At 64.9% G+C, this 20,403-nt stretch carries 18 protein-coding genes, 1 other RNA gene and 1 pseudogene; 9 read left to right on the top strand and 11 right to left on the bottom strand.

Annotation, left to right across the window (positions count from 1 at the left end; translation table 11 throughout):
* Complete coding sequence (gene hrcA / locus FHT08_RS15425; protein ID WP_104538049.1) at nt 1-1,053, bottom strand: heat-inducible transcriptional repressor HrcA; 1,053 nt, start codon at nt 1,051-1,053, stop codon at nt 1-3.
* 116 nt (nt 1,054-1,169) lie between these two features.
* Here hrcA and recN point away from each other — a divergent pair, with 116 nt between their 5' ends.
* Nucleotides 1,170-2,834, top strand: a complete 1,665-nt coding sequence (gene recN / locus FHT08_RS15420) for a DNA repair protein RecN (RefSeq protein ID WP_166775601.1) — start codon at nt 1,170-1,172, stop codon at nt 2,832-2,834.
* Between the two features lie 113 nt (nt 2,835-2,947).
* On the opposite strand, the gene fur is transcribed toward recN, so the two are convergent.
* Nucleotides 2,948-3,358, bottom strand: a complete 411-nt coding sequence (fur, locus tag FHT08_RS15415) for a ferric iron uptake transcriptional regulator (RefSeq protein WP_166775600.1) — start codon at nt 3,356-3,358, stop codon at nt 2,948-2,950.
* Between the two features lie 105 nt (nt 3,359-3,463).
* Between fur and bamE the strand changes: the two genes are divergently transcribed.
* Nucleotides 3,464-3,859: an outer membrane protein assembly factor BamE gene (gene bamE / locus FHT08_RS15410; RefSeq protein WP_104538052.1), complete on the top strand. Its 396-nt coding sequence runs from the start codon at nt 3,464-3,466 to the stop codon at nt 3,857-3,859.
* Between the two features lie 271 nt (nt 3,860-4,130).
* Here the strand turns inward: bamE and FHT08_RS15405 are convergent, their stop codons facing one another.
* Together FHT08_RS15405 and FHT08_RS15400 are read right to left on the bottom strand one after the other, a co-directional pair.
* Nucleotides 4,131-4,406: an RnfH family protein gene (locus tag FHT08_RS15405; RefSeq protein WP_166775599.1), complete on the bottom strand. Its 276-nt coding sequence runs from the start codon at nt 4,404-4,406 to the stop codon at nt 4,131-4,133.
* 2 nt (nt 4,407-4,408) lie between these two features.
* Nucleotides 4,409-4,840: a type II toxin-antitoxin system RatA family toxin gene (locus tag FHT08_RS15400; protein WP_104538054.1), complete on the bottom strand. Its 432-nt coding sequence runs from the start codon at nt 4,838-4,840 to the stop codon at nt 4,409-4,411.
* Between the two features lie 60 nt (nt 4,841-4,900).
* Between FHT08_RS15400 and smpB the strand changes: the two genes are divergently transcribed.
* A complete protein-coding gene (gene smpB / locus FHT08_RS15395) occupies nt 4,901-5,404 on the top strand; it encodes an SsrA-binding protein SmpB (RefSeq protein ID WP_104538055.1) in 504 nt (167 codons plus the stop codon).
* 147 nt (nt 5,405-5,551) lie between these two features.
* Here the strand turns inward: smpB and FHT08_RS15390 are convergent, their stop codons facing one another.
* The gene (locus FHT08_RS15390; protein WP_166775598.1) at nt 5,552-8,008 is read right to left on the bottom strand and encodes a S8 family peptidase; all 2,457 of its coding nucleotides are present in this window, start codon (nt 8,006-8,008) and stop codon (nt 5,552-5,554) included.
* A gap of 133 nt (nt 8,009-8,141) precedes the next feature.
* On the opposite strand from FHT08_RS15390, the gene ssrA reads away from it, so the two are divergent.
* The 4 genes and pseudogenes from ssrA (at nt 8,142) to FHT08_RS15370 (ending at nt 10,592) form a co-directional block, all read left to right on the top strand.
* Nucleotides 8,142-8,538, top strand: a transfer-messenger RNA (tmRNA) gene (ssrA, locus tag FHT08_RS15385).
* A gap of 106 nt (nt 8,539-8,644) precedes the next feature.
* Nucleotides 8,645-8,827 (top strand): annotated as a pseudogene (locus tag FHT08_RS20070) (integrase); the annotation flags it as partial.
* Between the two features lie 375 nt (nt 8,828-9,202).
* Nucleotides 9,203-9,643, top strand: a complete 441-nt coding sequence (locus FHT08_RS15375; RefSeq protein ID WP_243849056.1) for a helix-turn-helix domain-containing protein — start codon at nt 9,203-9,205, stop codon at nt 9,641-9,643.
* Nucleotides 9,644-9,665: 22 nt separating this feature from the next.
* On the top strand, nt 9,666-10,592 hold the full coding sequence (locus FHT08_RS15370; protein ID WP_104538057.1) for a type II CAAX endopeptidase family protein: 927 nt from the start codon (nt 9,666-9,668) through the stop codon (nt 10,590-10,592).
* Between the two features lie 388 nt (nt 10,593-10,980).
* Here the strand turns inward: FHT08_RS15370 and FHT08_RS15365 are convergent, their stop codons facing one another.
* Both FHT08_RS15365 and FHT08_RS15360 read right to left on the bottom strand, forming a co-directional pair.
* Nucleotides 10,981-11,151: a hypothetical protein gene (locus FHT08_RS15365; RefSeq protein ID WP_166775597.1), complete on the bottom strand. Its 171-nt coding sequence runs from the start codon at nt 11,149-11,151 to the stop codon at nt 10,981-10,983.
* A gap of 123 nt (nt 11,152-11,274) precedes the next feature.
* A complete protein-coding gene (locus FHT08_RS15360; protein WP_104538058.1) occupies nt 11,275-11,523 on the bottom strand; it encodes a hypothetical protein in 249 nt (82 codons plus the stop codon).
* A 154-nt stretch (nt 11,524-11,677) separates the two neighbouring features.
* Between FHT08_RS15360 and FHT08_RS15355 the strand changes: the two genes are divergently transcribed.
* Entirely contained in the window at nt 11,678-13,375 is a 1,698-nt protein-coding gene (locus FHT08_RS15355) for a GGDEF domain-containing protein (protein ID WP_104538059.1), read from the top strand.
* A gap of 102 nt (nt 13,376-13,477) precedes the next feature.
* Here the strand turns inward: FHT08_RS15355 and FHT08_RS15350 are convergent, their stop codons facing one another.
* Nucleotides 13,478-13,711 carry a hypothetical protein gene (locus tag FHT08_RS15350; protein WP_104538060.1) on the bottom strand — a complete coding sequence of 78 codons (234 nt, stop codon included), beginning with the start codon at nt 13,709-13,711 and terminating at the stop codon, nt 13,478-13,480.
* Nucleotides 13,712-13,877: 166 nt separating this feature from the next.
* Here FHT08_RS15350 and FHT08_RS15345 point away from each other — a divergent pair, with 166 nt between their 5' ends.
* Nucleotides 13,878-14,852, top strand: coding sequence for a GGDEF domain-containing protein (locus FHT08_RS15345; RefSeq protein ID WP_104538061.1), 975 nt, complete (start codon nt 13,878-13,880; stop codon nt 14,850-14,852).
* Between the two features lie 138 nt (nt 14,853-14,990).
* Here FHT08_RS15345 and FHT08_RS15340 read toward each other — a convergent pair whose 3' ends face one another.
* The 3 genes from FHT08_RS15340 to FHT08_RS15330 are packed head-to-tail and all read right to left on the bottom strand — an operon-like array spanning nt 14,991 to nt 20,355.
* Nucleotides 14,991-16,415 (bottom strand): efflux transporter outer membrane subunit, encoded by a 1,425-nt coding sequence (locus tag FHT08_RS15340; RefSeq protein WP_166775596.1) that lies wholly within the window; start codon nt 16,413-16,415, stop codon nt 14,991-14,993.
* Nucleotides 16,409-17,140, bottom strand: a complete 732-nt coding sequence (locus FHT08_RS15335; RefSeq protein WP_047128481.1) for an SDR family oxidoreductase — start codon at nt 17,138-17,140, stop codon at nt 16,409-16,411. Before FHT08_RS15335 ends, FHT08_RS15340 begins: the two co-directional genes overlap by 7 nt.
* Nucleotides 17,141-17,184: 44 nt before the next feature.
* Nucleotides 17,185-20,355 (bottom strand): efflux RND transporter permease subunit, encoded by a 3,171-nt coding sequence (locus FHT08_RS15330; protein ID WP_166775595.1) that lies wholly within the window; start codon nt 20,353-20,355, stop codon nt 17,185-17,187.
* Nucleotides 20,356-20,403: the final 48 nt, after the last annotated feature.

The raw sequence follows: 20,403 nt of genomic DNA, 5'->3' as shown, positions 1-20,403 counted from the left end.
TTATCGCGTGCCGGGCGGTTCCATGGCCGCGCCCAGCACCTGGGCGGCGGTCTGCACCAGCGGAATCACCCGGTCGTAGGCCATGCGCTTGGGCCCGATCACGCCCAGCACGCCCAGCACCTGGCCATTGGCGGCATACGGCGCGGTGACCAGCGAGACATCGTCCAGCGACACCATGCCGGTCTCTTCGCCGATGAAGATGCGCACGCCCGGCGCCTGGATGGTGCGTTCGAGCAGTTGCAGGATCTCGCGCTTGCTGGCGAAGGCCTCGAACAGCTCGCGCAGACGGTCAAGGTCCGACAGGTCCTGCACGCCCATCAGGCGGGTCTGCCCGGCCATCACCATGTCGTCGGCGTCGGCCGGCACCAGCGCCTCGCTGGCCAGATCGACGCTGTGCGCCAGCAGCTGCTCCATCTCGTTCTTGGCCATGCGCAACTCGCGCAGCAGGCAGGCGCGGATGTCCGACAACGCCCGCCCGGCGAATTGCGCGTTGAGGTAATTGGCCACCCGCTCCAGCTCGGCCGGCTCGTAGGCCCGGCGCGGTTCGATCACCCGGTTCTGCACCTCGTTGTCGGCAAACACCAGGATCGCCAGCACCCGACGCGCGTCCAGCGACACGAAATCGATATGCCGGAAGGCGAACTGCTCGCGCCGCGGCGCGCTGACCACGCCGACGAAATGGCTCATCGCCGACAGCATCTGCGAGGCGCTGCCCAGCAGCGACTGGGTACCGTTACCGCTGGCCAGCTCGGTACGCAGGCGCCGCACTTCTTCCTCGCCGGGCGGCTGCATCTGCACCAGGCTGTCGACGAACACCCGGTAACCATGCGCGGTGGGCACCCGCCCGGCCGAGGTGTGCGGAGAGCTGAGCAGCCCGACATCCTCCAGATCGGCAAGGATGTTGCGGATGGTGGCCGGGCTGACGTCCAGCCCCGCGTGCTGGGCCAACGTCTTGGAACCCACCGGCTCGCCGTCGCGGATATAGCGGGCAATCAGTGTCCGCAGCAGTTGGCGTGCGCGGGGGTCGAGCGTTGGGGACTGTGACGCGCGCATGGGATCATCCGGTGAGACTGGGCATAGATAATGTCTGGCCCTGCGGTTGGCAAGCGTCTTATTCCCTGCCCGCCGCTCTCACCCTAAGCTGCCCCAAAGCGTTCACACTCGACCCCATGCTCAGACACCTCTCCATCAAGGATTTCGCCGTCGTCCGCGCCACCGAACTGGAGTTCGGGCCGGGCATGACCGTGGTTTCCGGCGAAACCGGCGCCGGCAAGTCGCTGATGGTGGACGCGCTGGGCTTTCTGTCCGGGCTGCGCGCCGACAGCGGCGTGGTCCGCCACGGCGCCGACCGCGCCGAACTGTCGGCCGAATTCCAGCTGCCGCCCCGGCATTCGGGCCTGACCTGGCTGTCGGACAACGAGCTCGACGACGATGGGCAATGCCAACTGCGCCGGATCATCCGTGCCGATGGCGGCTCGCGCGCCTGGATCAACGGCCGCCCGGTCACCTCTTCGCAACTGGCGGAGCTGGCCTCGCGGCTGGTGGAGATCCACGGCCAGCACGAACACCAGGCCCTGATGGCCCGCCACAGCCAGCTCGCCCTGCTCGACGCCTACGCCCGCAACGGCGCGCAGCGCGAACAGGTGCGCCAGGCCAGCCAGCGCTGGCAGGCCCTGCTGGACGAGCGCGATGCGCTGTCCGCGCAAGGCGATGTCTCCGACCGCATCGGCTTTCTCGAACACCAGCTCGGCGAACTGGAACGCGAGGACCTGGACCCGGCCGCGATCGCCGCGCTGGACGTCAATCATCGCCGCCAAGCGCACGCCACCGCATTGATCGGCGCCTGCGACAGCGTGGCCCTGCAGCTCAATGGCGACGACGGCGCCTCCGCGCTGGGCCTGCTGCAAGACAGCCGCCACGACCTGGCGCGCGTGGCCGAGCACGAGCCGCGCCTGGGCGAGGTGGATGCGCTGCTGGATAGCGCGGTCATCCAGATAGAGGAGGCGCTGGCCCTGCTCGACCGCGTGCGCGACGACCTGGAGGCCGACCCGGCCCAGTTCGAGGCGATGGAGCGCCGGCTCGGCCGCCTGCACGATCTGGCCCGCAAGCACCGCGTGGCCCCGGACGAGCTGGCCGCCCAACGCGACCGCATGAGCCTGGAAGTGGAAAACCTGCGCGGCGCCGACGAGCGCCTGCAGCAGCTGGACAAGCACATCGACGCGGCGACTGGCGACTGGCGCAGTGCAGCCAGCACCCTCAGCGCCAGCCGCACCACCGCTGCCGAGGCGTTGTCGGCCGCCACCACCACGCTGATTGGCGAACTGGGCATGGGCGGCGGGCAGTTCCTGATCCAGCTACAGCCGCAAGACGCATTGCGTCCGGATCCCAACGGCGCCGAGCGGGTGGAATTCCTGGTCGCCGCCAATGCCGGGCAACCGCCGCGCGCATTGCGCAAGGTCGCCTCCGGCGGCGAGCTGTCGCGGATTTCGCTGGCGATCGAGGTGGCCGCACTCGGGATGGACAGCGTGCCGACCATGGTCTTCGACGAAGTCGATTCCGGCATCGGCGGCGCAGTGGCCGACATCGTCGGGCAGAAGCTGCGCGCCCTGGGCGAAGAGCGCCAGGTGCTGTGCGTGACCCACTTGCCGCAGGTGGCCGCCAAGGGCCACACGCACTATCGGGTCAGCAAGGCGCCAGTGGACGGCATGACCCAGAGCGCGGTCGAACTGCTCGGCCCGCAGGCGCGCCAGGAAGAACTGGCACGCATGCTGGGCGGTGTGGAAGTCAGCAAGGAAGCCCGCGCGGCGGCACGCAAGCTGCTGCAGAGTGCCTGAGCTGCCGGGCGCATTGCCGGCCACCACCGGGATTGCCTAGCAGCCGATGGCGACAAACGCACAAGGCGGCCGAAGCCGCCTTGTGCGTTTGTCGCAGTGCCGCTGGCTTGCCGTCAGCGCGAACGCTTCTTGCGCACATACAGCACCAGCGAGTGCTCTTCCAGCTCGTAGCCATGCTGGGCGGCGATCTGCCGCTGCAGCGCCTCGATCTCTTCGCTTTCGAACTCGATGACATGGCCGGTATCCACGTCCACCATATGGTCGTGATGGCCGCCGCGATCCAGCTCGTACACGGCCTGGCCGCCCTCGAAATTGTGCTTCAGCACCAGGCCGGCGGCCTCGAACTGGGTCAGCACCCGATACACGGTGGCCAGACCGATTTCGTCGCCGTGATCAAGCAGCTGCCGATAGATGTCTTCTGCGCTGAGGTGGTGCTGGTTGCTCTTCTGCTCGAGCAACTCCAGGATCCGCATCCGCGGATGGGTCACCTTGAGCCCAACTTTGCGCAGGTCGTGGGTTTCCATATGTTCTCCGTTCATTGGCGATTTAGCGCCAGCTGCCTTCAAACGGGTCGCGGCGACCGGCGGGAGTGTATCATCGGCGTGATTTCCTCAGCACTTTAATCCCCGATGCGTAATTTCCTGCTGGTCGCCGCCGTTGCTCTTTCCACCGCTGGCTGCGGCATCATCTACAAGCAGCCGATCTACCAGGGCAATCTGATCAAACAGAATGCCGTGGAGCAACTGCAGGTAGGCCAGAGCAAGCAGCAGGTCAGCGCGTTGCTGGGTACCCCCTCGATCCCCGATCCGTTCCATTCGCAGCGCTGGGACTACACCTCCACCCAGCGCGTGGACCGTCTGGCGCGTACCGAGGTCAAGAACTTCACCGTGTTCTTCGAAAACGAGCAGGTCGCTCGCTGGGAAGGCGACTATTTCCCATCCCAGGACGAGCAGCTGGCCAAGTCGGCGCCCAAGCAGTTTGGTCGCAATCTGGCCCGCGACAAGAAGAAGCAGCGCGGCCGCTGATGCGCTTGCCAGGCGATCTTGCGATCGTTTGAGTAGCGGTCGGTCCGGTGAACGCACCTGCTGCACGGGTGCGTTTTTCGTTTGCCTGGTCGCAAAGACCTGTTCAACAGGGACTATAGGGCTAACCTAGATACCGATATCTGAGGCTTTTTTCAGGCGTCTCGCGTCAACATGCGGCGCTTGTCCTAACCCAACGGACACAGCCGGCTCTTCATGGCAATGACCGGAAGAGTTCGCTCTGGTGCCTGGGCGTCGCGGCACCGGCAAGCCGCTATCCGTTGGGGCCGGCTTTTTTGCCTGGTCCGGCACGACGCCGCCGCGCTTCCTTCGGATCCAGCAACAGCGGCCTGAGCAATTCGACCCGGTCACCGTCGCGTAGCACCTGATCCGGGCCTGCGATCAGCCCATGAATCGCCTGCGCTGCGGGTGGTCGATCCGGCGCCAGACCAGAGGCGGCAATCGCCGCGGCCACAGTGGCGCCCTCGGCCAGGTCCAGCCACACCGACCTGCAGCAGTCCGGCCAGGCCAGCACGACTTCGACCCGCATGCTCAGCCCTCGCCGCGATCGGCGACCCGCACGAAATCGTTGACCATGCGGTCGGCCAGGCCTTGAAACCCCAGCGCCAGCGCCGGACCCAACAGCCGCGAACTGGTTTCCACTTCCAGGGTCAGGCTGACCTTGCAGGCGTTCTCGCCCAGCGACTGAAACTCCCACAAGCCTTCCAGCCGCTTGAACGGCCCGTCGCGCAGATGCATGACGATCCGCTCCGGACGTTCGAGCATGTTTTCGGTGGTGAACCAGGTGCGGAACGACCCCAGCCCCAGATCCAGCCGCGCCACGATATGCGCCTGGTCCTGTTCAAGCACCTGCGCAGCATCGCACCAGCCGAAACGGCGCGGATAGGCGGCAACATCATTGACCAGATCGAACATGCGGGTGGCGCTGTGTTCGACCAGGGCGCTGCGACGGATGGTAGGCATTCGCTAACTTGTGAAAGACAGAAGATCGTTTGATGACGCCGAATCGGCGACAATGGCGGCATGAGCAAGAAACCAGCCAAGGATAAAGCAAACGGCGCGACGGCCACGAAAACCATCGCGCTGAACAAGCGTGCACGCCACGAGTATCATCTGGAAGAGCGCTACGAGGCCGGCCTGGCCCTGCAGGGCTGGGAGGTCAAGGCGATCCGTGCCGGCCGCGCCAACATCATCGACGGCTACGCCTACGTGCGATCAGGCGAGATCTTCCTGATCGGCGCGCAGATCACCCCGCTGATCCAGGCCTCCAGCCACACGATTCCCGAAGAGCGCCGCACCCGCAAGCTGCTGCTGCACCGCCGGGAAATCGACAAGGTGCTGAGCAGCGTTGAACGCGACGGCTACACCCTGGTGCCCACCGCGCTGTACTGGAGCAACAACAAGGTCAAGCTGGAAATCGCGCTGGCCAAGGGCAAGCAGAATCACGACAAGCGCGACGCCGCCAAGGACCGCGACTGGCAACGCGACAAGCAGCGCGTGATGCGGCGGCATAACCGGGATGCGTGAATCGGGAATCGGGAGTGGGGAATCGCAAGAGCTGGGTAGGCTCGCTGCGTTGATCTCAAGTTAGTTCACGACGAGGGTATTTTTAGTTCACGACGAGGGTATTTCGGGATCCGCAAGAAGCATCGTGCTTTCACGATTCCCGATTCCTCACGTACTCCCAAGCATCCGCATCAAATTCGGCACCCCCCTGCCCTGCACATAGCGATCGCGTTGCAGGTCGGTGCTGGTGTCCAGCATCAGTTGCTTGACCCGATCCGGGAAGCCGATGAACTCGCGGCGGGCGGAGAGGAAACCGGCCAGCACGCCGGAGACGTGCGGTGCGGCCATGCTGGTGCCGCTCATCTCCACCATCAGGCTGGCCGGATCTTTCGGGTCGAAGTCGTAATAGGCCGAGAGGATCTTTTCGCCCGGCGCGACCACGTCCGGCTTGCCGCGACCATCGGCGGTCGGTCCGCGCGACGAAAAATACGACACGCCGTAATTGTGCGGGCTGCTCTTGTGCACCGAGCCGACCACGATGGCGTCTTCCAGATTGCCCGGATCGCTGATCGACAGATCCATGTTGGCCGGATACGCATCGCCGTCGTTGCGCATCAACCATGCCAGGCCCTCGTTGCCGGCTGCCACCACCACCAGCACGCCTTGCCGCCATAGCCGCCGCAACTCGTTGCACAGCGGCGTAAAACCGCAGCCGTAGCTCTCCGGATCGAAGTAACCGCCCAGGCTCAGATTGACGCCGTGGATGACCAACTCGCCGGCGCGCTCGTTGATCGCCGCCACCTGCTGCACCGCCTTGATCATCCACGAATCGCGGCCGTTGCCGGCATCGTCCAGCACCTTGAAACCGTAGAGCTGGGTGTCCGGCGCCATGCCGGCGAACTCCAGCGGTTTGCCCGGGTTGCCCTGCGCGTCGGGAATCAGCGCGCGGCTGTGGCCGGCGATGATCCCGGCGATATGCGTGCCGTGCCCGTGCCGATCCAGCCGTGCGAAGGCATCGCCGTCAGCGCGCGTCAATCGCTTGGCTGCGCCCCGCCGCGTGCAATCCCACTGCGCCACCACCGTGTCGTGTTCTCCCTTCGCGAAGAAATGCGGATGACTGGCCGCGATACCGGTGTCCAGCACCGCCCAGCCGATCTGTTGCCCGCGCGCGCGATATGCAGTGCGCGCCGCATCGGCATGCAGGACGTTGCCGGACACGTTGATCAACGCGCGCTTGCCGGCATCGCGCCACACGCGTCTGAATCCCAGTGCACGGTAGCGGTCCTGCAGCGATTCGATCTCGAACCGCGTCAGCCGCGCCGACACAAACCGCTGCAAGCCGTCTTCCAGCTCGATCGCCTCGTCCAGCGCATCGCCGCTCAAGCCGGTGGTCGCTGCAGCGGTCTGGCGCAGTTGCGCCAGCAGCAGCGCGCGCGTGGCGGCCGGATCGTTGCCCAACAGCCGTCGGTCCAGCTCGATCAGCACTTCGTGCCGGTGCTCGGCGCCATGCGCTTCCAGTTGCTCGCTGAGATCCTTGATCAACACGGCGTTGGAGACCGGTTGATCGAAGCCGACGCCCACCGCTTCGCGCACCGCCGCGCGCACCTGCGGAATCGACAGATAGCCCGAACCCGAATGCGCGTTGTGCTGCCAGTCCGGATTCAAGCGCGCGCCCGCGAGGTTCTCGAAGCGCCCCTTGGCATTGGCGATGTCGTCGCCGAGATCCGGGTCCAGCGCGATCGGGTCGCGCGTATCGGCCACGTTGATCCAGCGCCGCACGCACGCAGGAAACGGCAGCTTGCGCGTGCCGGTCCAGCGCTTGAACATGCTGCGCACCTGCGGCAGGCCCAAGGGCGAACCCAGGGTCAGGAACAGGCTGACCTCGCACTCGGCCGCCTGGAGCTGACGCAACACGTCAAAGGCGATCATCGAGCCCTGGCTGTGCGCCACCACCACAAACGGCCCGCCGCCCGCGCGCAACCGCTGCATCAGGCTGTCGCGCATCAACGCCGCACGCTCGGGCACGAAGAACAAATCGTGCACGTCCTGCAGCAGCGCGGCGGAGATCAGCCGCAGCAGCACGCGGTTGATCGCATCGAGCGGGCCTTTGGCCTGTACCTCGCCTGGCCCCGGCATGGCCGGCGCGGCGTCCAGTTCGTCCAGTAATCGATGCAGATCGCTGCGTTCCTGCTCGCTCTGCGCCAAGGCGTCGGCGAGCAGGTGCAGATCCTGCTCGCCTGGCACCAGCCCAAGCGTGCTTAAGGCGCGCTGCACGCTCTGATTGAGTGCCGGGCCGACATCGCGCGCATCGCAGTTACCGGGTTCGGCAACCGGATAGCGCGCGCGATTGACCCAGTACGCCAGGCGCGTGCGCTCGCCCATCGGCCGCCCGAACAAAGCCTTGTCCCACTGGCAGCGCAACACCTCGGCCGGCGGCTTGTTGCCGATGCCATGGATGTAGATCACGGTGCGCGCCTTGCCCTGCACGCGCGTCAGTACGGTGTCCTGCGCCTGCTGCTGCGCAGCCCGGGTGGCGCGTCGCGGTTTGGGGACGTCGACGCCCGGTGCGATCTTGCGGGGCGCGCTGCGTGACTGCCGCGGACCTGGGGGCTTGCCTGTCGCCATCGCTTCGCTCCTTGATTACCAGACGTTTACGTCCGATAGGACTGAAGCCACTGTAAGCGCTGCACGTCTCACCACTTGTGACAAGGCGCTCCGATCCCTACACTGATCCGGTCAGCGTTTTGATGCTTTCCCCGGGGGTGCACTGGTTTCGACGGGGGTCGCGAAGTCGCTTGGCGCATGCCGAGGGGGCAGCTTTCCTCGTTAATCCAGCAGCAAACTTTTAGTTGCCAACGATGACAACTACGGTTCGGACTTCGCTATCGCCGCTTAATTGGCTTTAGTTGTAGTTCTACAGCCGCCTAAGGCGAACCCCCGAACCTACTTGTGCCCGTGCTCGTAGGTGTAGGGTCATTATCACGGAACCATCGGTAGTGGCCGCCTGTCAGCTACCGGTTAGATAAAGCAGGCTGGTTTCCAGGTGCGCTTTGCCAACCGTGCTGCCTGGAAATGAGATCCAACGGAGGGCTAAGCATGTAGTGCTGGGGATGGAGTGCTTCCGGACGGCGGTTCGATTCCGCCCACCTCCACCATCTGATCGCGGAAAGAGCAGTAAGTGCTTGATTTCGCGAAGGTTAGGCCTGGGGTTTGATGTTTAGTTTGAGCCTGCGTTAGGTATCAAACGAGGTATCAAACCCCGTGCCGAAGCCTTATTTCTTGCGCCGCCCTGCCGGGCTGTATGTGCGCTTCTTCGTCCCGACCGACCTGCAAGCCCTGATCGGCTCGCGCTACCTTGTCCGTCCCGTTCGCTTGTCCCTGGGTGATGCCGCCCGTCTGGCCGTGGCACGAACTGCTGTGGCACTCTCGGAAGCATTCGATCGGTGATGCTGCGGCGTCGATCTGCTGCTTCCGCAGCTGCCCAGAGCCGCTGTAGGCCGTCTGTCCATGCAGACGAATCAGGCATTGCCAGGCAACGCGACTGGATGATGCCGCTCACCCCGGTGGCCGTGCTTGGTGCCACCCCATCGGTCAGGACTGTCTTCCACCAGCACGGTGCCGGCGGCACATCTGCAAACGACGCAAGTAGGCCTGGCAGGGTCAGGCAAAAAGGCCCACCGCTATCGCCAGGCATACGCTGCTGGCAACTCTGCTCACTCCCAGTCCCCATACTTCCGGCACATGGCGCAATTGCAACAGCGCTTATACATTTCAACCATGAACATGCCTCCTCCCACACTCGGTACCTTGGCCAGGCACTTGATCGAGTTGCTAGATGGCGACCTTGAAGCCGTCTACGCCGCATCAGGGCTGGCTTGGCGGCCCCGCTACACACCGGTGTTGCGTGTGCTCATGCGGCTTGGTCCTGCGTCCATCAAAGTACTGGCGCAGGAAATTGGCATCACCCACTCCGCTGCCAGCCAGACCGTTGCGCAAATGGCCAAACAACGCCTGGTGGCGTTGAAGCCGGGTACAGATGCGCGCGAGCGCATCGTGCTAGTCAGCCCCAAAGCCCGACGCATGATTCCTGCCTTGCAGCGCCAATGGGCCGCGACCAACGCGGCGGCCGCGCAACTTGACACGGAGTTGTCTGCCCCCCTCTCCGCCGTGCTTGCCGAAGCCATTGCCGCACTGAATCAGCGTTCATTCGCATCCCGCATCGCCGCGGAAACTGCCGCATCCATCCGTACCACCCCATAGCCGCAGCACCGAGGAATCGCACATGCATGCAATGACGCAATCCAGTGCACCGCTTGCCCCCCCAGCATCCACTCACAATGCACAGCTGATCGCGCTTGGCGAGCGCGGTTTACTGCGGCCGGGTAGGCTCCGTTGGTTGCGCGCCTGCGGCTGGGCAGTTCCGCTGTTCTTCCTAGTTGCCATTCCGGCAGGTGCGCTCACACGCTTTCTGGGCGGATTCTGGCCAAAAACCAACGAGCCCATGCAATTTTTCGTCGGCTTGTCCGGTGTGCTTGTGGCGCTTGGAATCTATGCGCTGGCCGTGAAGCTTGCCGAAAAACGCAAGGCGTCGGAAATTGCATTGCGCCCCATGCTGCCGCAGCTCTGCCTCGGTCTGCTGGCTGGCTTAGCGATGTTCTCCGGCGTCATGGGCATCATGGCGCTGTGTGGGCTTTACGACATCCAGGTAATTGGCCCGGCATCGGCATGGACCCCACTGCGCAAAGCAATACAAGCGGGCGTGGTGGAAGAGCTGATGATGCGCGCGGTACTGCTGCGTTTGATATGGCGCGCGTTCGGCCCATGGACCGCGTTCGCGGTGTCGTGCGCAGTGTTCGGCTTCAGCCATCTGGGCAACGCGCACGCAACGGTGTTCGCCGCCATCTGCATTGCACTGGAAGCCGGCGTGATGTTGGGCGCGTTCTACGCACTCACAGGGCGTATCTGGGTCTCGATTGGCGCACACATTGCGTGGAATTTTACCCAAGGCTACCTTTTCGGCGCTGCGGTGTCGGGCACGGCGATTGGACCGGCCCTTGCACGGAGCACGCCCAATACCTCGCTGCCACAATGGCTCACCGGCGGTGCATTCGGTCCGGAAGCTTCGCTTCCCGCCATGTTGGTTTGCCTCGCAGTCGGGCTTACGACGGTCTGGCTGGCATGGCGTCGGGGGCAGTTCGCCAAGCAATGAAGATCGCAGGCTAACAGTGCACATTGCTAGTGGGCTGATGTTGATCGCGGAACTGGATCGGCGTTAGCCCGCACAAGTGGCTATGACTGGATCAATTTTACGGCGGGTTGGCACCCTGTCCCGGAAACGCACGACCGGCAGCGAGACAGCTCTGACGGGCTGCCGCACCGGTTGTTGCCCGATAGACCGTTGTTTTCCGATCACAGACAAGAGCAGGCCGAAGGCCTCGTCGATGCTGGCGCAGGCGTCGGATGCCTGTCGCGGGTGCCTATCACTCCTGCGAGCGGATCTCCAGCGCCATCAACCGTGGTTCGCCGAAGGCCCGTCAGTGTGCCGCCGTAAATCTGCAGCCAGCGCATCGCGTACACCTGCACGCTTACGGGCTGCGTCAGTTAGTGACGTGGGCGGTCTGTTCGGTGCGTACCGCGGATGCGACTGCGGCGACATTGGCTTGGTCCTGCGGCAGCGCCGCGTCGCCACGCAATTGGTCAAATAGCGCGAGCAGTTCGGTGGCTTCCTGCTGCAGCAGGGCCAGGGCACTTTTGTTGGGCTCTTGCATGTCGCTTCCGTCAAAGACGCTCCCCAGCGTTGCTTGGGGATAAAAGCAAACCATATGCCAGCTTGTCTGGCGCCGGCGAGCGCTGGCTCGGTTGACGCAACGATGCGCGCATGCGCATCCGCCTCAGGCGGGTTCGAGCTGCCGCTGCGCCTCGGCGTGCATGGCTTCCAGCGTCACCATGCCGGCGACGCGGGCGGCGGCCATGGCGCTGCGGTGGTCGGGAAATGTGGCAGACAAGGCACTGCCTGCCAGTTTGCCGGCGCTGCCGGCACCAATCTGGGCGATCTTCCAGTCGGCAGCCCAGCCGTGGCTGGGGCCCTCGCCCTGGATAGCGCGACAGGTCAATTGATAGCTACCAAGAAAAATGACCAATCTGTTGCTCGGCTCGATGACGAGCGTGAAGGATACCGCCGCGCCGGCGCCGGAGCGACCTCAAGCCAGTCCCGCAGCTGACTGGGCAAGCGAAGTGAAGCATAGGCACGCGCCTTGCATCGGCCTCCACCAGACAATCGGTGTTGGGGGAACGGTGTTAACCAAGAAAGCAAAACGCCACGCTGCCGGCGCCTTGTTGCTAGGCGGGATGATCTTCGTCCTGATCGGCGTGGGCGGCTATTTCGCCACGCAGCGTTCGTTGTCCGATGCCGGCTGGGTGACGCATACGCAAGAAGTGATCGCCAGCATCGACGAGATCCAGGCCGGGATGCTGTCGGCGGAGTCGTCGGTGCGCGGCTACGTCTTGACCGACAACGAAGCGTTTCTGGGAGTGTACGCCGATGCGATCGGGCGGCTGCCAGAGCGCATCGTGCGGCTGGACGCCTTGGTGCAAGACAACCCGGTGCAGCGGCGCAACGTCGTGGAGCTTGGGCGCCTGGTGGACATGCGCCTTGTGCAGATCAACAACCTGTTGCACAGCTATCGCAAGCAGGGACTGGATGGCGCGCGCGCCTCGATCGCACGTGGCGTATTCCAGACCTCGTCCTCGCTGCGCCGCCAGGTGCAGACCATGACGGAACTGGAGCGTCAGCAACTGGTGAAGCGCAACGACACCAACACGCGCAGCGCGCAGTGGGTGCTATGGGTGACGGTGGTCGGGATCTTCAGCGGGTTGCTGGTGATGTTGCTGGCCTATCGACTGCTGTCGCGCGAATTGGAACGGCGTGTGCTTGCCGAAGACGCGGCCAGCACGACCAGCGAGCGCCTGATCGAATCGTTCGCCACGCTCGAACGCACGTCGGCCGGGCTGGAGGCGCTGGCACGTTACTCGGGGCTGCTGCAGAACTGTCGCAATGCCGAAGAAGCGCTGGAAATCACCGCACGTACGATCGCTCCGCTGATCCCGGGCGCAGCCGGCGCGGTCTATCTGCTGCGCGCCTCGCGCGATCGTGCCGAACAGGTGGTGGCATGGGGCGCGATGGCCAACGACGACAACGCCAGCATCGCGCCGGACACGTGCTGGGCCCTGCGCCGCGATCGTACGCATGTGGTGGAAGACGCCAGCCAGGGCATGCTCTGCCAACACGTCGGCGCCAATCTTCCGGCGCATGCGGGCACCGCCTGCATCCCGCTATCTGCCCAGGGGACGCAGTTGGGGATGCTGGCGCTGCGCAGCGAGGATCCGCGCGATCTGGCCTCGTTGACCGTGGCCGAGGCTGCGGCCGAGCAATTGTCGCTGGCGCTGCATAACCTGCGCCTGCGCGAAACGCTGCGCCAACAATCCATCCGCGATCCGTTGACCGGTCTGTACAACCGCCGTTATCTCGAAGAAGCGCTCAATCACGAACTGGCGCGCTGCACGCGACGGGTGCAACCCTTGTCGGTGCTGATGCTGGACGTGGACCACTTCAAGCAGTTCAACGATCTGCACGGCCATGGTGGCGGCGATCGCGTCCTGGCGGCGATCGGCGAATTCCTGCTGGCGCAGACGCGCGGCGAGGACATCTGCTGTCGCTACGGTGGCGAAGAGCTGACCATCATCCTGCCGGAAGTGGATCTGGCAACTGCCTGCAGGATGGCCGAGAAGCTGCGTGCCGGCATCGAGACGTTGCAGGTAATGGCCGATGGCGTCTCGTTGCCGAAGGTCAGCGCCTCGTTCGGTGCGGCCAGCTTTCCCGTGCATGCAGGCAATATGGCGCAGCTGCTGCGGCGCGCGGACGAGGCGCTCTACCGTGCCAAGCAGGCAGGACGCAATCAGGTGATGAGTGCTGGCAATCCAGCCGCAGGCTAAGCCACGCCGTCGGCAGCGTTGCATCTGTGCCTGCGGCCATACCGTCGTCCCGCGCCCAACCGACTGCGCCGGAAGCGTTCTGTCGTGTCGGCACAGCAGGAGTCAAGCGCTACTGTGCCCATCCTCATCGGTTGGAATCAGGCCAGCGCCCGCCAACATGCCGTCGACGCGGGTCCGCACATAGGCCGCGTCCTCGGCCGCGGCACTGCTCAACAGAGCTTGGGCACGCGCCTGAAAATCAAGATAGTCGAAATCCGCATCTTCATCGGCGGACAGCTGCGGCAATTCGTCCTGCAGCGCATCCAGTCGCGTGTCGAGTTCTTCGCGTGTGGGCATGACAGACTCCTACGGCAAAGACGCTACGGTTGCGGCACAGCCGTCAAGGAGGCGCGAAGCCCGGCCCGGCAACGCTTCATTTTCCTACCCGTTGCCGCGGCCCGTGCACGCTCAACTTTCGCGAAGCCGCGCCGATAATGATGCCGACTCCTATAGAACCTTCCCTGTGATCCTCCACCTGCGGCGGGATTTCCGCCTCGGCATCGTCAAGATGCTGGGGCCGATCACCGCGCTGTTGCTTTGCCTTTATGCGGTGTACCTGGCCATCACCGGTCAGGCGCTTGCCTGTCTCATCAGCGCATCGCTCGGTACGCTTGCGATATGGCGCGGCTGGAAAATGCGCGATGCCGAACGCACCGGCGCCGGCGGCGTGTGGCTGGCCTCCATCAATGTCGGCGGCTGCCTGGTGGCCTGCTGGGCCGGCGGCGATGGCGCCCTGCCCTGGTTGTTTCCGGTGCTGGCCACCAATTACTTTCTGTGCGGTCCGCAACGCGCGGTGCTGCTGAGCCTGCCGCTGCTGGCGGCGCTGTTGCTGCTGCCAGGCCTGATCGTCAGTCCCGGCCAGGGCGTGTCGACGATCGTGGTGACGTTGGTGACGCTGGCGGTCGGGTATGCGTTTTCGCTGCGGATGCAGGACGACCGCGTACATCTGGAAGAGCTGGCCTCGCTGGATGCACTGACCGGCCTGCCCAACCGGCGCATGCTCGAACGGGCGCTCACCCATCAGATCGACCGGCGCCAGCCGCACGAACGGCTCAACAGCCTGATCATTCTGGATCTGGACCATTTCAAGGAGGTCAATGATCTCTACGGGCATGCCGCAGGCGATGCCGCGCTGTCGGATCTGGCCACCATCCTGCGCTTTGAAGTGCGCGAGCCGCACCAGGTGTTCCGCTTCGGCGGCGAAGAATTCGTGGTGCTGTTGCGTGCCGGCTCCCTGCAGGAACTGGAAGCGGCCACCGAACGCCTGCGCAAGGTGATCCGCAACGGGCTACGCGGCCCGGGGGGACGGATCACGGTGTCGCTGGGCGCAGCGCGCCATGACGGCGAAACGCATTGGCAGGACTGGTTTTCGCGTGCCGATGCCGCGTTGTACCTGGCCAAGAACGGTGGCCGCGACAGCGTGCGGGTGGCCGACTGAGCGCAGTTCGTCGTGTGATCGCCCGGCGCCCAGGCACACCGACTCGGTGCCTGAGCTCCAGGTGCCGTATCGGCTGACGACACCTCGGCGCAGCCGGATGCCTGCGGGGCGACCTGATCGCCGCCCCGCAGGCCAGGCTTAGCGATTGAGCACTGCCACCGGTGCCGCAGGCGCTTCGCCCTGCTTCCAGCCGCCCAGCGCCTTGTATACACCGACCACGCCGACATTGACTGCTGCTTCGGCCTGCGCCAATGCATCGTCGGCGGCCAGCTGGGTGCGCTGTGCGTCCAGCAGGGTCAGGAAGTCCTCCGAGCCCTCACGGTAACGGATCTGCGCCAGTTGTTCGGCACGCCGCGCCGCATTGGCCTGCTCCACCACGATCGCCAGCCGCGCCTGCTGGCGGCCGTAACCGATCAAGGCGTTCTCGGTGTCTTCCAGCGCCAGCAACACGGTTTGCTGGTATTGCGCCAACGCACCGTCGGCCTGCGCCTTGCTGGCACGCAGGCGTGCACGCACGCTGCCGAAGTCGAATGCCGCCCAGCTGATCGACGGGGTGATCGACCAGGCCTTGCCGCTGCCCTCGGTCAGCCTGGCCGCGTCGCCGGACAGGAAGCCGACAAAGCCGCTGACGCTGATGCGCGGGAACAGATCCGCGGTGGCCACGCCGACCTGCGCGGTGGCTGCTGCCAGGCGACGTTCGGCGCTGCGCACATCCGGGCGCTGACGCAGCAATCCGGCGGTATCGCCCAGCGGCAACGCACGTGCGAACGCCGGCGTGGTGCGCGCCACCAGGGTGGCGTCCAGCGCGTCGGGCGCCTGGCCGAGCAGCACCGCCAGGCGATGGCGGTACTGCGCTTCGGCGGTTTCCAGCAACGGAATGTCCGCCTCGATCGCCTTCAACCGTGCCAGGCTGCTTTGCACATCCAGTTCGCTGCCGGCACCCAGGTCCCAACGCGTCTGCGTCAGCCGCTGGGTGTCGTGCAGGTTGGCGAGCGTGCGCTTGGACACCTCCAGCTGCTTTTGCGTGCCGCGCAACTCGAAGTAGTTGCGCGCCACTTCGGCAGCGACGGTGACCTGCACGTCGAGCAGGCCGGCCTGCTCGGCTTCCAGATCGGCACGCGCCGCTTCCGAGGCGCGCCGCTGACGGCCGAACAGATCCAGCTCCCAGGCCGCATCCAGGCCCAGGGTGGTCTGCTCGGTGAGGAAACGCTGGTTGCCGGCGATCACCTGCTGTTGTTCGCGCCGATCGAAGCTGCCCTGCGCGGTGATGTGCGGGGCCTGGTCGAGACGACGCTCGACGAATACCGCGCGTGCCTGCTTGACGCGCGACACGGCGATGCGCAGATCGTGGTTGGCGAACAAGGCATCGCGCACCAGTTGTTCCAGCACCGGGTCGTCGAACTGCGACCACCAGTTACCGACCGGCGAGTCGCTGCTGAAGGCCGCATCCTGCGCGCCCTGCAATGTCACCGCGGCCGGCGGGTCGGGCCGGTAATCCGGCCCGACCGCGCAACCGCTGAGCACCAGCGCGGCCAGTGCCACGCTCAGAAGGTTTCTCACCATGGCAACACGTCTCCCAGATGCGTAAAACTGCCGGTGGCGCCGTGCGCGTCGAGCAGTGCCATCTGCACGCTGCTGTGCGCGCCCTGCTCCACCTCGATCTCGCCGCCGCCACCGTTCATGTCGGTTTTGACGTAGCCCGGATGCACGGTGTTGACCTTGATGGCGGTGTCGCGCAACTCATGGGCCAGGTGCACCGTCCAGCTGTTGACCGCGCTCTTGGAGGCGTCGTAGGCGGGTATCTTGAAGTCGTAGATCGGCGAACCGGGCTGGGTATGCAGGGTCAGCGAGCCGAGCATGCTGGACACATTGACGATGCGCCCGGCCAGCGAGCGACGCAGCAGCGGCAGGAATGCCTTGGTGACGCTGACGACCGCGAACAGGTTGGTGTCGAAGGTGCGCTTCCACACCTCCAGGCTCTGTTGCGACGGCGTGCGCTGCATGTCCTCGATCATGATGCCGGCGTTGTTGATGAGGATGTCCAGGTGACCATGGCGCTGTTCCACCGTGCCGACCGCCGCGGCGATGCTGATGTCGTCGTTGACGTCGAGCTGGATGGCCTCCACCGGCAGGCCGTCGGCCTGGAGCTTGAGTGCGGCGGCGACGGCATCGTCGCGCTTGCGCCCGGCCAGCAGCGTATGCACGCCGGCCTGGGCCAGTTGCCGAACGGTTTCCAGGCCGATGCCGCGGGTGGCGCCGGTGACCAATGCGATCTTGTGGTTGCTCATTTCAATGTCCTTTCTACTGCGAATGGGGATTGGGGACGACGCACTCACGCCTTGACGTGATCGTGCGCAACAGTGGCCGGTGCAGCGGGTTCGCGACGGGTGACCCACTTGCGCAGCGCCACGTAGAACACCGGGGTCAGGAACAGGCCGAACAGGGTCACACCGAGCATGCCGGCGAACACGGTGATACCGGTGACCGAGCGCACTTCGGCGCCGGCGCCGTGACCGAACACCAGCGGCACGGTGCCGGCGATGAAGGCGATGGAGGTCATCACGATCGGACGCAGACGCAGGCGGCAGGCTTCCAGCGCGGCGTCGACGATGCCCTTGCCATGCATTTCGAGTTCGCGGGCGAATTCCACGATCAGGATCGCGTTCTTGCACGCCAGGCCCATCAGCACCACCAGACCCACCTGCACGAACACGTTGTTGTCACCGCCGGTGAGCCACACGCCGAACAACGCCGACAGCAAGGTCATCGGCACGATCAGGATCACCGCCAGCGGCAGCGTCCAGCTTTCGTACAGCGCAGCCAGCACCAGGAACGCCAGCAACACCGCCATCGGGAACACGATCAGCGCCGAATTGCCCTGGGTGGATTGCTGATAGCTCAGATCGGTCCACTCGATGTTCATGCCGTTTGGCAGCACCTGCGGCGCCATGCCGGCCAGCGTCTGCATCGCCTGGGTGGAGGAGAGCACGCGCGGGTCCGCTTCACCGATCAGATCGGCGGCCGGGTAGCCGTTGTAACGGATCACCGGATCCGGGCCGTAGGTCTGACCCAGCGTGACCATGCTGCCGATCGGCACCATCTGCCCACGATCGTTGCGGGTGCGCAGGTTGGCGATGTCTTCGACGCTGTCGCGGAACTGTCCATCGGCCTGGGCGATCACCTGATAGGTGCGACCGAAGCGATTGAAGTCGTTGATGTAGGACGAACCCAGATAGGTCTGCAAGGTGTCGAACAGATTGGTCAGCGGCACGCCCTGTGCCTTGGCCTTGTCGCGATCGACCTTGGCATCGAGCTGCGGCACATTGGCCTGATACGTGCCGATCGGGAACTGCATGCCCGGCGTCTGCGAGATCGCACCGGACATCGCATTGACCGCGCTCTGCAACTGGCCATAGCCCAGGCCGGCGCGGTCCTGGATGTACAGCGAGTAGCCCGAGCCCTGCCCCAGGCCCAGGATCGGCGGCGGCATGAACGCAAACGCAAAGCCCTGCTGGATCTGGCTGATGCGCGCGTTGATCTCCGCATTGATCTGCGCGGCAGTGCGGCTGCGCTGGCTGAACGGTTTGAGCGTCAGGAACACCGTGCCGGTATTGGGCGTGTTGGTGAACTGCAATGGGTTCAGGCCCGGGAACGCAATTGCGTGGTCCACGCCTTCGGTCTGCAACGCGATCTGGGTGATCTGACGGATCACGTCGTTGGTGCGTTCCAGCGAGGCCCCTTCCGGCAGTTTGGTACCGGCAATCAGGTACAGCTTGTCCTGGGTCGGAATGAAGCCGCCCGGCACCACCTTGAACATGAAACCGGTGACCACCAGCAGCAGCACATACACCATGAACACCGCACCGCGCTTGCCCAACGCACGCGATACCGCACCCTGGTACTTGTTCGAACTGGTGTTGAAGAAACGATTGAACGGACGGAACAGCCAGCCGAACAAGCGATCGATCAACCGCGACGGGCCATCCTTCGGTGCGTCGTGCGGCTTGAGCAGCATGGCGGCCAGTGCCGGCGACAAGGTCAGCGAATTGATCGCCGAAATCACCGTGGAAATGGCGATGGTCACCGCGAACTGCTTGTAGAACTGGCCGGTCACGCCCGACAGGAAGGCCATCGGCACGAACACCGCGCACAGCACCAGCGCAATGGCGATGATCGGCCCGGACACCTCGCGCATCGCCTGATGCGCCGCGGCCAACGGGGCCAGCCCTTCTTCGATGTTGCGCTCGACGTTTTCCACCACCACGATCGCGTCGTCGACCACGATGCCGATCGCCAGCACCAGCCCGAACAGGCTCAGCGTGTTGATCGAAAAACCCAGCAGGTAGAGCGCGGCAAACGTACCGACCACCGACACCGGCACCGCCAGCAACGGAATGATCGAGGCGCGCCAGGTCTGCAGGAACAGGATCACCACCAGCACCACCAGCAGCACCGCTTCCAGCAGCGTGTGCACCACCGCGCTGATCGAGTCGCGCACGAACACGGTGGGGTCATACGCAGCCGACCACGCCATGTCCTGCGGAAACTGCTTTTCCAGCTCGGCCATCTTGGCGCGCACCGCATCGGACAATTCGATCGCGTTGGCGCCGGGCGACTGGAACACGCCCATGCCGACCGCGTTCTTGTTGTCCAGCTGCGAGCGCAAGGTGTAGTTGCCCGCGCCCAGTTCCAGACGCGCCACATCCGACAGCCGCACGATCTCCCCGCTGTTGCCGCTGCGGATCACGATGTTGCCGAATCCTTCTTCGGTGGTCAGGCGGCCCTGCGCATTGATCGACAGCAGGAAGTCGCTCTTGTTGGGCATCGGCTCGGCACCGAGCTGGCCGGCGGAAACCTGCACGTTCTGCTCGCGGATGGCTGCGACCACGTCGCTGGCGGTCAGCCCGCGCGCGGCGACCTTGTCCGGATCCAGCCAGATGCGCATGGCGTAATCGCCGGCACCGAAGATCTGGATCTGGCCCACGCCCGGCAGGCGCGACAGTTCGTCCTTGACCTTCAAGGTGGCGTAGTTGCTCAGGTACAGCGAGTCGTACTTGCCCTTGGGCGAGGTCAGATGCACCACCATGGTCAGCGTCGGCGACTGCTTCTGGGTGGTCACGCCCTGGCGCCGCACGTCCTCGGGCAGGCGCGCCTGCGCCTGACTGACGCGGTTCTGCACCTGCACCTGCGCCTGGTCCGGATCGGTGCCCGGCTTGAAGGTCACGGTGACCACCAGCACGCCATCGGAGCCGGCGACCGACTTCATGTACATCATGTCTTCCACGCCGTTGATCGCTTCCTCAAGCGGCGTGGCGACGGTCTCGGCGATGACCTTGGGATTGGCGCCCGGATACACCGCACGCACCTGCACGCTCGGCGGCACCACTTCCGGGTACTCGCTGATGGGCAGCAGCGGCATGGCGATCAGGCCGGCAGCGAAGATGATGATCGACAGCACCGCGGCAAAGATCGGCCGGTCGATGAAAAAACGGGAAAAGTCCATTGGGATGGTCCTGAAAGAGGTTGCCGCCGGGTGGCGGCGCGGCACGGC

It is taken from the genome of Xanthomonas sp. CFBP 8151 (assembly GCF_011761885.1).
Taxonomy (GTDB): Bacteria; Pseudomonadota; Gammaproteobacteria; order Xanthomonadales; family Xanthomonadaceae; genus Xanthomonas; species Xanthomonas arboricola_B.
Note: the sequence above shows the minus strand (reverse complement) of the source record. Positions and strands in the feature narration are given on the sequence as shown.

Coding starts and splice junctions, on each gene's coding strand:
- hrcA (WP_104538049.1), bottom strand. CDS start 1,053: ATGCGCGCGTCACAGTCCCCAACGCTCGACCCCCGCGCACGCCAACTG.
- recN (WP_166775601.1), top strand. CDS start 1,170: ATGCTCAGACACCTCTCCATCAAGGATTTCGCCGTCGTCCGCGCCACC.
- fur (WP_166775600.1), bottom strand. CDS start 3,358: ATGGAAACCCACGACCTGCGCAAAGTTGGGCTCAAGGTGACCCATCCG.
- bamE (WP_104538052.1), top strand. CDS start 3,464: ATGCGTAATTTCCTGCTGGTCGCCGCCGTTGCTCTTTCCACCGCTGGC.
- FHT08_RS15405 (WP_166775599.1), bottom strand. CDS start 4,406: ATGCGGGTCGAAGTCGTGCTGGCCTGGCCGGACTGCTGCAGGTCGGTG.
- FHT08_RS15400 (WP_104538054.1), bottom strand. CDS start 4,840: ATGCCTACCATCCGTCGCAGCGCCCTGGTCGAACACAGCGCCACCCGC.
- smpB (WP_104538055.1), top strand. CDS start 4,901: ATGAGCAAGAAACCAGCCAAGGATAAAGCAAACGGCGCGACGGCCACG.
- FHT08_RS15390 (WP_166775598.1), bottom strand. CDS start 8,008: ATGGCGACAGGCAAGCCCCCAGGTCCGCGGCAGTCACGCAGCGCGCCC.
- FHT08_RS15370 (WP_104538057.1), top strand. CDS start 9,666: ATGCATGCAATGACGCAATCCAGTGCACCGCTTGCCCCCCCAGCATCC.
- FHT08_RS15365 (WP_166775597.1), bottom strand. CDS start 11,151: ATGCAAGAGCCCAACAAAAGTGCCCTGGCCCTGCTGCAGCAGGAAGCC.
- FHT08_RS15350 (WP_104538060.1), bottom strand. CDS start 13,711: ATGCCCACACGCGAAGAACTCGACACGCGACTGGATGCGCTGCAGGAC.
- FHT08_RS15340 (WP_166775596.1), bottom strand. CDS start 16,415: ATGGTGAGAAACCTTCTGAGCGTGGCACTGGCCGCGCTGGTGCTCAGC.
- FHT08_RS15335 (WP_047128481.1), bottom strand. CDS start 17,140: ATGAGCAACCACAAGATCGCATTGGTCACCGGCGCCACCCGCGGCATC.
- FHT08_RS15330 (WP_166775595.1), bottom strand. CDS start 20,355: ATGGACTTTTCCCGTTTTTTCATCGACCGGCCGATCTTTGCCGCGGTG.